The sequence below is a fragment of the Asanoa siamensis genome, from assembly GCF_016862555.1.
GTDB lineage: Bacteria > Actinomycetota > Actinomycetes > Mycobacteriales > Micromonosporaceae > Asanoa > Asanoa siamensis.
Genome location: NZ_BONE01000143.1, coordinates 1 through 10,559, shown reverse-complemented (window position 1 = coordinate 10,559; position 10,559 = coordinate 1). Strand labels below are relative to the sequence as shown.

Sequence of the window (10,559 nt, the reverse complement as noted above, 5' to 3'; positions counted from 1 at the left end):
CAGGCCCGCGACTCCGGCAGCACGGGCGGCACCACCTACGGCGCCGCCGCACCCACGACCTACGGCCGCGCGGCCGAGGGCGGCACCTACGGCGGGCGGGCCAGCAGCGGCGCCGGCTACGGCGGCGACACCGGCTACGCCAACGACGCCGACGACGATCGGGCGGCGCAGCCCGCCATGGCATCGACGTCGCGCACCTACGGCGCCCCCGCCGACGCGCCGGGCGACCGCGGCGACACGCCCCGACCGCCGCGCGCCCGGGTCCCCAGCGGCGTCGTCCGGCACACCGAGACGGTCCAGGTCACCACCCGCCACACGGTGGTCGACGGCCGCGGCGGCACCGGCGGCTACGGCACCGGCGAGGTCTACGGCGACGGCGACCGCTACCGGGGCGGCACCCGACGCGACGACTACCGCGACGACGACCGCCGGTCCGGCGGCTGGGGCGACGAGCCCGACGGCCGGCGCGGCCGCGACGAGGGCACCGACTACCAGGACGGTGGCTACGGCGGCGGGCGCCGCCGGCGGGCCGACGACGGACCGTCCTGGAACGCCCCGTCCGGCGACGGCGACGAGTCGTTCACCGACCGCCGGCTCCGCGAGCTGCGCGGCGACGATCGGCCCGCGATCGAGCGCGGCGACGACCCGGCGTACGACGACCGCTGGTCCTCGGCCCGCGCCGGCGACCGGTGGGCCGCGGTCCGTTCCGACGACCGCGGCCGCGAGCTGCGGGTCGGCGAGCGGCGGGCGAGCGTCCGCAACGACGAGTCCGGCACCGAATACCGGGTGGAGGACCGCTGGGCCGCGGTGCGCCGCGACGACGACCGCGAGCGCGGCGGCGGGCCGGACGCCTGGTACGAGGGCGCCTGGTCCGACAACGACGCGCGGTCCGGCACGTACGGCGGCGGTGGCGGCGCCGGCCAGGGCGGCGGCGGCACCTACGGCACTGGCGGCACCTACGGCAGTGGCGGCACCTACGGCAGCGGTGGCGGCTCCAGCTACGGCGGCCGCGGTTACGACGAGCGCGGCGGCACCGACCGGGAGGCGTCCTGGGGCCGCGGCGGCTACGACGACCGGGGCGACGACCGCGGGGTCGACGACCGCTGGCGCTGACCGGCGCCTACTTGTCGATGTCGCCGACCACGAAGAACATCGAGCCGAGGATCGCGATCAGGTCGGGCACCAGGCAACCCGGCAGCAGCGTGGTCAGCGCCTGCACGTTGGCGTAGGACGCGGTGCGCAGCTTCATCCGCCACGGCGTCTTCTCGCCCCGCGACACCAGGTAGTAGCCGTTGATGCCGAGCGGGTTCTCGGTCCACGCGTACGTGTGCCCCTCGGGCGCCTTGACGACCTTGGGCAGCCGCACGTTGACCGGCCCGGTCAGCCGGTCGACCCGGTCGAGGCACTCCTGTGCGAGGTCGAGCGACACGTACACCTGGTCCAGCAGCACCTCGAAGCGCGAGTGGCAGTCGCCGGCGGTGCGGGTCACCACGGGCACCGACAACTCCCCGTACGCCAGGTAGGGGTCGTCCCGGCGCAGGTCGAAGTCGAGCCCGGAGGCGCGCCCGACCGGCCCGGACGCGCCGTAGGCCGCGGCCTGCGATGCGGTCAGCACGCCCACCCCGACCGTGCGGGCCAGGAAGATCTCGTTGCGCCGGATCAGGTTGTCGAGGTCGGGCAGCCGGCGCCGGACCTCGCCGATCGCCTCCCGGGCCCGCCGGGTCCAACCCGCCGGCACCTCCTCCTTGAGGCCGCCGACCCGGTTGAACATGTAGTGCATCCGGCCGCCGGAGGCCTCCTCCATCACCGCCTGCAGGGTCTCGCGCTCGCGGAACGCGTAGAAGACGGGCGTGATCGCGCCGATCTCCAGCGGGTAGGAGCCCAGGAACATCAGGTGGTTGAGCACCCGGTTGAGCTCGGCCAGCGCCATCCGCAGCCAGACGGCCCGGTCGGGCACCTCGATGCCCATGAGCCGCTCGACCGCGAGGGCCACGCCGAGCTCGTTGCTGAACGCCGACAGCCAGTCGTGCCGGTTCGCCAGCACGATGATCTGCCGGTAGTCGCGCACCTCGAAGAGCTTCTCCGCGCCGCGGTGCATGTAGCCGACGATCGGCTCGCAGGAGATCACCCGCTCGCCGTCGAGCACCAGCCGCAGCCGCAGGACGCCGTGGGTGGAGGGGTGCTGCGGGCCGATGTTGAGCACCATGTCGGCGGTGTCGAGCCCGGCACCGGTGCCGACGGTCACCTCACGGAGATCCGGCATGCCCGCCATCGTCCCACGTCCAGCCGTCGATACCCACCGGCTGCAGCAGCCACCAGTGATCGCCCAGGCCACCGGGCGCCGTCAGCTCCGCCGCGGCGGACGCGGCCGCCAGCGCCCGCACGTATCCGGCCGGATCCGACCCTGCCAGCGCGATCGGTGGTCGCCCGCCGTCGGCACCGAGCGCGCGCAGCGCCTGCCGCTGGGTGAGCAGCCGGTACGGGCGTCCGGCGACCGCGGAGCCGGCCAGGGCGGCGGCGTCGACGGCCACGTGGGCGGTCACGTCCGCGCTGCCGTCCGGGACCGGGGGCACCTGCCGCCCCGCCCGGTAGCCGGTCAGCGTCCCCCCGAGCGGGCGCCGATCGATGAGGTGCCCGTAGTCGACGGCGACCGCCAGCCCACGCTCGAGCGCACCGACCGCGCCGGCCCACGCCTCGTCGCGGGCCCGCCCGATCTCCCGCCGCGGCCCGTCCGCCCACCAGCGCCGGAGCCAGGCCGCGTCGTCCGGGTCCACCGGCCCGCCAAGGGCCTCGGCACCGGTCGCCGGGTCGACCTCGACGTAGCGGTCGCCCTCGACCACGTCGAGCGGCACGTTGTCGAGCCACTCGGTGGCGATCACCAACCCGGTGATCCGCTCGGGCGGGGCGTCATGCCAGTCGATCTCCGACGGCAGGAACGCCGGCCGCGGCGCGAGCTCGACGGCGACCGGGTGCAGCCGGTCCCGCAGGTCGGGGTCGGCGCCGGCCAGCACGCCGGTGAGCAGCTCGCCCCGGCCCGCGCCGACATCGACGAAGTCCAGCCTGGCCGGCCGCCCGAGCGCCGCGTCGACCCGGTCGAGCAGGCGCAGCACCGCGGCGGCCAGCACGGGCGAGGCGTTGGCGCTGGTGCGGAAGTGCCCGGCCGGCCCGGCGCCGGAGACGAAGAAGCCGTGCGGACCGTAGAGGGCCCGCGACATCGCGGCCGACCAGCGCATCACAGCAGGTTAAACCTGCCCGTGAAAGTCTTCACAAGTGCTGTGTCCGGTCTGTCGGCGGATCGCATACTTGATGTTGACCGGTACCTACCCTACGAGGACTGGATCAGCATGAGCGCTCTACCGCGCCAGACCGTCGGCATCATCGGCACCGGCCGGGTCGGAGCCGTGCTCGGCGCCGCCCTCCGCGCCGCGGGCCACCACGTGGTCGCCGCCTCCGGTGGATCCGCCGAGGCCAAGGGTCGCCTCGCCCGCCTGCTGCCGGGCACCCCCGTGCTCCCCACCGAGCAGGTCGCCCGGGCCGCGACCGACCTCCTGGTGGTCTCCGTCCCCGACGACGCGCTGGCCGGCGTCGTCGACGAGCTTTCCGCTGCCGGCGCCCTGCGGCCGGGCCAGGTCGTGCTGCACACCTCGGGCGCACACGGGCTGGCCGTGCTCGCCGGGGCCGCGATCGCCGGTGCCCGACCCCTGGCGCTGCATCCGGCGCTGACGTTCACCGGCACCGCCGCCGACCTGGAGCGGTTGCCCGGCATCTCGTACGGGATCACCGCGCCGGCCGACCTCAAGGCGTACGCGGAGGACCTGGTGGAGGACCTGGGCGGCCAGCCCGAGTGGGTGGCCGAGGGCGAGCGCGCGCTCTACCACACGGCGCTCGCGCACGGGGCGAACCACCTGGTCACGCTCGTCAACGAGGCGATGGACCGGCTGCGCGACGCCGGCGTCGTCTACCCCGAGAAGGTGCTCGCCCCGCTGCTGCACGCCGCGCTCGACAACACGCTGCGGATGCGCGACGCCGCGCTGACCGGGCCGGTGGTCCGGGGCGACGCCGGCACCGTGGCCCGGCACGTAGCAGCGCTGGAGGCGACGGCGCCCGACTCCGTGCCCGCGTACGTGGCCCTGGCCCGGCGCACCGCGGACCGGGCCATCGCGGCGGGCCGGCTGCGCCCGCACGACGCCGAGGCCCTGCTCGACGTGCTGGCCAGCGACCGCCCGGAGCGGGTGGCGTGAAGGTCGTAGAGACGCGGGCCGACCTGGCGGCCGCACGGGCGGCCCTGCCGGGCACCGTGGCGGTCGTGTTGACGATGGGCGCACTGCACGCCGGCCACGAGGCCCTGCTGCGGGCCGCCCGAGCCGGCGCGCAGTCCGTGATCGCGACGATCTTCGTGAACCCGCTCCAGTTCGGGCCCAACGAGGATTTCGACCGCTACCCCCGTACCCGGGAAGCCGACCTGGAAATGTGCCGGCGGGCCGGTGTCGACCTGGTCTTCGCGCCCGACCGCGACGAGATCTACCCGGGCGGCGAGCCCCAGGTGCGGGTCAGCCCTGGGCCGCTCGGCGAGTTGCTCGAAGGCGCCAGCCGGCCCGGCTTCTTCCACGGCGTGCTGACCGTGGTGCTCAAGCTGTTCCACCTGACCCGCCCTGACCTGGCGTTCTTCGGCGAGAAGGACTACCAGCAGCTCACCCTGATCCGGCGGATGGTGCTCGATGTCAACCTGCCGATCGACGTGCGCGGCGTCCCGACGGTGCGGGAGGCCGACGGCCTGGCGCTGTCCAGCCGCAACCGCTACCTGACCGAGGCGGAGCGGGTCGCGGCGCTGCGGCTCTCGGGCGCGCTGCGGGCCGGTGCCGCCGCCGCGGTACGCGGGGCCGACGCGGACGGCGCGCTGGCCGCGGCCCATCAGGTCTTCGCCGACGGTACGACCGGCGTCCAGCTCGACTACCTGGTGCTGCTCGACCCCGACCTCGGGCCGCCGCCGGGGCACGGGCCGGCCCGGATGCTGGTCGCCGCCAAGGTCGGTGGCACCCGGCTGATCGACAACATGCCGATCGATCTTGGCTGATCGATAACCTGGCGTGACCAGGCGGTTGCGCTCCGCCGTGTGCTTGTGGTCCGCTTAGGACGCAAGGCCGTGGAACGCAACGCTTGGGTCCCGGGGAGGGCGCGATGCGTCGATGGACGGCAGCGGTCGTGGTCCTGGTGCTGGGCACCGCCGCGTGCGGCAGCGACGGTGGTGGGGGAGGCGGCTCGGCCGCGCCGGCGCCGACCGTGACGGCGAGCCCGGAGCCGCCGCGCTGCCACGCCCAGCCCGCCGCGCGTACCGCCGCGGCTCTGGACGGCACGGTCGACTGCGCCGCGCCGCACCAGGCCGAGACCATCCACACCGGAGAGTTCACCGGGGCGGCTGCGGCCAAGGCGTCGGCCAGCCCCGCGGTCTTCGGCGAGTGCGACAAGGAGGCCACGGCGGCGCTGGGCGACGACTGGCGCACCGCCCGGCTCCGGCTCGACCTGGTGCTGCCCGCCGGCGCGGCCTGGACGGCCGGCGACCGGTGGTTCCGCTGTGACCTCGTCGAGCTGACCGGTGTCGGCCCGGACGGCGAGGTCGTCGCGCGTTCCGGGACCCTGGCCGGCGCGCTCGAGGCGCCCGACGCGCCCCTGCGGCTGCGCTGTGCGCTGGTCAAGCTCGACAAGAAGCAGAACATCGACACCGTCGCCGACAGCCCCTGCGACGTCCGGCACGAGGGTGAGTTCGCGGGCGTCTGGACGGCCCCGGCCAAGGTCGCCTACCCGAAGAAGGACCGCGACTACGTGCCGTTCTACGAGGGCTGCCTGAAGACCATCGCGGAGTACGTGGGCGTCGCGTACGAGCCGGGGTTCAACACCCGCACCGGCTACATTCCCGTGCTGGCCGACGAGGCCACCTGGGCCCTGGGCGACCGCGGGGTGCGCTGCTTCGCCTGGATCCGGTTCCGGCCGCTGACCGAGTCGGTCAAGGGGGTCGGCGAAAAGGAGTTCCCGGCCAACACCGGACAGCCGAGTTAGTCAGCGCACGTTTCCGCCCTCCGGGCGGACACCTGCCGATCTGACGGGGTTCACTGAACGGATGGACCCCCGTGTCGCGGAGTTGCCCGAGCTGCCCCGCCGCCTCGCCGGCCCGGAGCCGGGTTGGGCCGAGTCGACCGACGTCGTCGTGATCGGCTCGGGGATCGCCGGCCTGACCGCCGCGCTGCACCTGCGCGCCGCCGGCCGGCACGTCACGGTGGTCACCAAGGAGAACATCGACGACGGCTCGACCCGCTGGGCCCAGGGCGGCATCGCCGCCGTGCTCGACCCCTACGACACCCCGCAGGCGCACGCCGCCGACACCGAGGCCGCGGGCGTCGGGCTGTGCGACCCGGCGGCGGTCCGGGTGCTCGTCGAGGAAGGGCCGATCCGGGTCCGCGAGCTGATGCGGCTCGGCGCCGAGTTCGACCGCCACCCCGACGGGTCGCTGATGCTGACCCGCGAGGGCGGCCACCACGCCAACCGGATCGTGCACGCGGGCGGCGACGCCACCGGCGCCGAGGTGCAGCGGGCCCTGCACGCCGCCGTGCGGCGCGATCCGTGGATCCGGGTCGTCGACCACGCGCTCGTGCTCGACCTGCTCACCGACGCGACCGGCCGGGCCTGCGGGATCACCCTGCACGTGCTGGGCGAGGGCACCGAGGACGGCGTCGGCTCGATCCTGGCCCGCGCGGTCGTGCTGGCCACCGGCGGGATGGGCCAGGTGTTCGCCTCGACCACCAACCCTGTGGTGTCCACGGGCGACGGCGTCGCGCTGGCCATTCGGGCCGGCGCCGCGGTCACCGACGTGGAGTTCGTCCAGTTCCACCCGACCGCTCTGTTCCTGGGCGACGCCGCGCGGGGCCAGCAGCCGCTGGTCAGCGAGGCCTTGCGGGGCGAGGGCGCGCACCTCGTCGACGCCGACGGCAAGCGGTTCATGGTCGGCCAGCACGAGCTGGCCGAGCTCGCGCCGCGCGACGTGGTCGCCAAGGGCATCCACCGGGTGCTGCTGGCCAACGGCACCGACCACGTCTACCTCGACGCCCGGCACCTCGGCGGCGAGTGGCTCGAGCGCAGGTTCCCGACCATCGTCGCGTCCTGCCGGGCCGCCGGCGTCGATCCGGCCACGGAGCCGATCCCGGTCGCGCCCGCCGCCCACTACGCGAGCGGCGGCGTCCGCACCGACCTGCACGGTCGCACCTCGATCCCCGGGCTGTACGCCTGCGGGGAGGTCGCCTGCACCGGCGTGCACGGCGCCAACCGGCTGGCCAGCAACTCCCTGCTCGAAGGCCTGGTGTTCGCCCGCCGGATCGCCGACCACATCGCCGGTGAGCTGCCCGAGCAGGCCGAGCCCGCGCCCGCGACCGGGCCGGCCTGGGTGCTCGACCCGGGCGTCCGCCCGGCCCTGCAGCGCGCGATGACCCGCGGTGCCGGGGTGCTCCGGTCCGCCGCCTCCCTGGCCGCGACCGCCGGCACGATCGTGGGGCTCGGCGCCACCCGCGGCCGGCCCTCCACCGCGAGCTGGGAGGCCACCAACCTGGTGACCGTGGCCGCGGCGCTGGTCGCGGCCGCCACCGCCCGCGAGGAGACCCGCGGGTGCCACTGGCGCGAAGACTTCCCGGCGGCCCGTGACGAGTGGCTCGGCCACCTGTTCCCCGCCCTCGACGGGGCCGGGACCCCGACCCTCACCTGGGAGGCGTGATGCTGCCGCAGTGGATCTCCGATGACCTCACGGGCAAGGGGCTCGACCCCGCGGTGGTGGAGCGGGTGGTCCGCGGCGCCCTCGACGAGGACCTGGGTCCGGCCCGCCGCGACGTGACGAGCGAGGCGACGATCCCCGCCGACCAGGTCGACACCGCCGACGTGATGGCCCGGGCCAACGGCGTCGTGGCCGGGCTGCCGGTGGCGGCGGCCGTGTTCGCGCTGGCCGGCGACGGCACGCCCGAGATCGCCCTGAAGGCCCGCGACGGCGACCGGGTGTCCGCGGGCGACCTGTTGGCCACCATCACCGGGCCGACCCGGGCCCTGCTCACGGCCGAGCGCACCGCCCTCAACCTGATCAGCCGCCTCAGCGGCGTGGCGACGCACACCCGGCTCTGGGCCGACGCCCTGGCGGGCACGAAGGCGATGGTGCTCGACACCCGCAAGACCACACCGGGCCTCCGGGCGTTGGAGAAATACGCGGTGCGCGCGGGCGGCGGCACCAACAAGCGGATGGGCCTCTACGACGTCGCCATGATCAAGGACAACCACAAGCTCGCGGCGGGCAGTGTCGCCGAGGCGTACCGCCGGGTCCGGGAGACCTTCCCGGACGTGCCGGTGCAGGTCGAGGTCACCACGGTGGAGGAGGCGATCGAGGCGGTCGAGGTCGGCGCGAGCTTCCTGCTCTGCGACAACATGTCGCCGGCGGTCCTGCGCGAGGTGGTCGCCGCGGTCGGTGACCGGGCGGAGCTCGAGGCGACCGGGGGGCTCACCCTGGAGGTCGCACCCGCGTACGCCGCCACCGGCGTCGACTACCTTTCCGTAGGGGCCCTGACGCATTCGTCACCTATCTTGGACATCGCACTCGATCTTCGCCCGCCGCACCTGAGCCGGAGCTGACCCCACATGCTGCTGTGCATCGACATCGGTAACACCAACACGGTGCTCGCCACGTTCGACGGCGACAAGTTGGTGCACAACTGGCGGATCAAGACCGACGCCCGCTCCACGGCCGACGAGCTCGGGCTGATGTTCCGTGGCCTGCTGGCCGGCGACGCCGTGGAGATCACCGGCGTGGCCGCCTGCTCGACGGTGCCGGCCGCGCTGCGCTCCCTGCGCACGATGCTGGCCCGCTACTACGGCGACCTGCCCAACGTGATCGTCGAGCCGGGCGTGAAGACGGGCGTGCAGCTCGCCATCGACAACCCGAAGGAGGTGGGCGCCGACCGGGTGGTGAACACGCTGGCCGCGTACACCCTGTTCGGTGGCCCCTCGATCGTGGTCGACTTCGGCACGACGACCAACTTCGACGTGATCAGCGCCCGCGGCGAGTTCCTCGGCGGTGCCTTCGCGCCGGGCATCGAGATCTCGTTCGACGCGCTCGCCGCCCGCGCGGCCCAACTGCGCAAGGTCGAGCCGGCCAAGCCCAAATCCGTGATCGGCAAGAACACCGTCGAATGCCTGCAGGCCGGGCTCTATTTCGGCTTCGCGGGCCAGGTCGACCACATCGTCGACCGGATGACCGAGGAGCTCGGCTCCGTGAAAGCGGTCATCGCGACCGGCGGCCTGGCGCCGGTGGTGCTCGGCGAATGCCGCACCATCACCCACCACGAGCCGATGATCACGCTCATCGGGCTGCGGATGGTCTACGAGCGCAACGTCGACGCGCGATAGACCATCGTCCGGTACGGCAGCGGGAAGGTTTCCCGACCTGCCAGATCGGGATGTGTCCGCGCGAGGTCCGCGAGGTCTGTCTCGAACCGTTTCCTGGTGTCCGCATCGGCGGTCAGGTAATAGGAGCGGGTGGTCATCATTTCCACCAGATGGGCACCGGTGAGCGACGTCTCGTGCGTGAATTCGCGGTGCTCCACAGGCGCGAACCGGTCGCCGAACGAGGTGGGCCGGCCATGGTCCTGATCGCCCGCCGCCCGCGCGATCAGGTCGAGTGCCGCGACCCATGGCTCCCGCCGGTCACGCAGGTTCCACACCGCCGCGAAATAGCCACCGGGCCGCAGCACCCGGGCGGCCTCCGCGTGCGCGGCGGCCGCGTCGAACCAGTGGTACGCCTGGCCGGCGACGACCGCGTCGACACTTCCGTCGGGCAATGGAATGTCTTCGGCGCTGCCCGCCAGCGCGGTTGCCCCGGCGGTGGCGGTCGCCAGTCGCGCGCGCATTTCCGGGTCGGGTTCGACGGGGACCACCTCGTAGCCGGCGGCGACCAGCCCGCGGGTCAGGATGCCGGTGCCGGCGCCGAGGTCGACCACCCGGCGCGGTGGCGGCCCGCCGACCGCCCATTCGAAGGCCGCCCGCGGATACGGCGGGCGGAATCGGTCGTAGCGCTCGGCGGCGGCGCCGAACGACAGAGCGTTGCGCTTCTTGGCTTCCATCGCGGCTGAGCGTACCGGCTCTATTCGTGACCCACGGCAATGTGACGGCCACCGATCCGAGCAGTGTCAATGGATCGGCGGTGGCGGCGCGCTGTGGCCCGTGGTCACCCCGCGTGTCGGCGCGGTCCGATCCACGAGATTTCGATCAGCGTGACGTGGCTAACAACAAACCGGGTCGCGGCGGGTCGGCCGGAGACCGGCAGGTGGATCGTCCCATGGTTCACCGCGACGGCGCGAATCCACCACGCTCTGTCGTGTAATCGGGAATCGCGGCGCCCGAACCCGGGGTGGCGATTAAGGAAAGAACAAGACTCGGCCGGAATTTTGCGATCCTATTGACCGATCGTGCAGCCAAGGAGCTATTGTGCTCTTGTTTGTGGGAGGGACCGCGCGAAAGGACAACGGCCCGTGGCCAAG

9 protein-coding genes and 1 pseudogene are annotated in these 10,559 nt (G+C 73.9%); 7 read left to right on the top strand and 3 right to left on the bottom strand.

The window, feature by feature from the left end:
- Positions 1–1,113: pseudogene (locus Asi02nite_RS39965) on the top strand (hypothetical protein); the annotation flags it as partial.
- A gap of 7 nt (positions 1,114–1,120) precedes the next feature.
- Here Asi02nite_RS39965 and Asi02nite_RS39960 read toward each other — a convergent pair.
- A complete protein-coding gene (locus Asi02nite_RS39960) occupies positions 1,121–2,272 on the bottom strand; it encodes an NADH-quinone oxidoreductase subunit D (RefSeq protein WP_203719263.1) in 1,152 nt (383 codons plus the stop codon).
- On the bottom strand, positions 2,247–3,233 hold the full coding sequence (locus Asi02nite_RS39955) for an SAM-dependent methyltransferase (RefSeq protein ID WP_203719262.1): 987 nt from the start codon (positions 3,231–3,233) through the stop codon (positions 2,247–2,249). The genes Asi02nite_RS39960 and Asi02nite_RS39955 overlap by 26 nt, the downstream gene beginning before the upstream one ends.
- Positions 3,234–3,344: 111 nt before the next feature.
- On the opposite strand from Asi02nite_RS39955, the gene Asi02nite_RS39950 reads away from it, so the two are divergent.
- From Asi02nite_RS39950 to Asi02nite_RS39925, 6 genes are all read left to right on the top strand, one after another.
- Entirely contained in the window at positions 3,345–4,241 is an 897-nt protein-coding gene (locus tag Asi02nite_RS39950; RefSeq protein WP_203719261.1) for a Rossmann-like and DUF2520 domain-containing protein, read from the top strand.
- On the top strand, positions 4,238–5,074 hold the full coding sequence (gene panC, locus Asi02nite_RS39945) for a pantoate--beta-alanine ligase (protein ID WP_203719260.1): 837 nt from the start codon (positions 4,238–4,240) through the stop codon (positions 5,072–5,074). Before Asi02nite_RS39950 ends, panC begins: the two co-directional genes overlap by 4 nt.
- Before the next feature lie 104 nt (positions 5,075–5,178).
- Positions 5,179–6,054 carry a septum formation family protein gene (locus Asi02nite_RS39940; protein WP_203719259.1) on the top strand — a complete coding sequence of 292 codons (876 nt, stop codon included), beginning with the start codon at positions 5,179–5,181 and terminating at the stop codon, positions 6,052–6,054.
- 61 nt (positions 6,055–6,115) lie between these two features.
- Positions 6,116–7,756: an L-aspartate oxidase gene (locus Asi02nite_RS39935; protein ID WP_203719258.1), complete on the top strand. Its 1,641-nt coding sequence runs from the start codon at positions 6,116–6,118 to the stop codon at positions 7,754–7,756.
- Positions 7,756–8,655: a carboxylating nicotinate-nucleotide diphosphorylase gene (gene nadC, locus Asi02nite_RS39930; RefSeq protein WP_203719257.1), complete on the top strand. Its 900-nt coding sequence runs from the start codon at positions 7,756–7,758 to the stop codon at positions 8,653–8,655. Before Asi02nite_RS39935 ends, nadC begins: the two co-directional genes overlap by 1 nt.
- A gap of 6 nt (positions 8,656–8,661) precedes the next feature.
- Positions 8,662–9,429: a type III pantothenate kinase gene (locus Asi02nite_RS39925; protein ID WP_203719256.1), complete on the top strand. Its 768-nt coding sequence runs from the start codon at positions 8,662–8,664 to the stop codon at positions 9,427–9,429.
- On the opposite strand, the gene Asi02nite_RS39920 is transcribed toward Asi02nite_RS39925, so the two are convergent.
- The gene (locus Asi02nite_RS39920) at positions 9,402–10,142 is read right to left on the bottom strand and encodes a class I SAM-dependent methyltransferase (protein WP_203719255.1); all 741 of its coding nucleotides are present in this window, start codon (positions 10,140–10,142) and stop codon (positions 9,402–9,404) included. The genes Asi02nite_RS39925 and Asi02nite_RS39920 overlap by 28 nt on opposite strands.
- Between the last annotated feature and the right edge of the window lie 417 nt (positions 10,143–10,559).

What these genes read in the sequence shown, in the direction of transcription:
- Asi02nite_RS39960 (WP_203719263.1), bottom strand. Translation starts at nt 2,272, where the DNA reads ATGGCGGGCATGCCGGATCTCCGTGAGGTGACCGTCGGCACCGGTGCC.
- Asi02nite_RS39955 (WP_203719262.1), bottom strand. Translation starts at nt 3,233, where the DNA reads ATGCGCTGGTCGGCCGCGATGTCGCGGGCCCTCTACGGTCCGCACGGC.
- Asi02nite_RS39950 (WP_203719261.1), top strand. Translation starts at nt 3,345, where the DNA reads ATGAGCGCTCTACCGCGCCAGACCGTCGGCATCATCGGCACCGGCCGG.
- Asi02nite_RS39940 (WP_203719259.1), top strand. Translation starts at nt 5,179, where the DNA reads ATGCGTCGATGGACGGCAGCGGTCGTGGTCCTGGTGCTGGGCACCGCC.
- Asi02nite_RS39935 (WP_203719258.1), top strand. Translation starts at nt 6,116, where the DNA reads ATGGACCCCCGTGTCGCGGAGTTGCCCGAGCTGCCCCGCCGCCTCGCC.
- nadC (WP_203719257.1), top strand. Translation starts at nt 7,756, where the DNA reads ATGCTGCCGCAGTGGATCTCCGATGACCTCACGGGCAAGGGGCTCGAC.
- Asi02nite_RS39925 (WP_203719256.1), top strand. Translation starts at nt 8,662, where the DNA reads ATGCTGCTGTGCATCGACATCGGTAACACCAACACGGTGCTCGCCACG.
- Asi02nite_RS39920 (WP_203719255.1), bottom strand. Translation starts at nt 10,142, where the DNA reads ATGGAAGCCAAGAAGCGCAACGCTCTGTCGTTCGGCGCCGCCGCCGAG.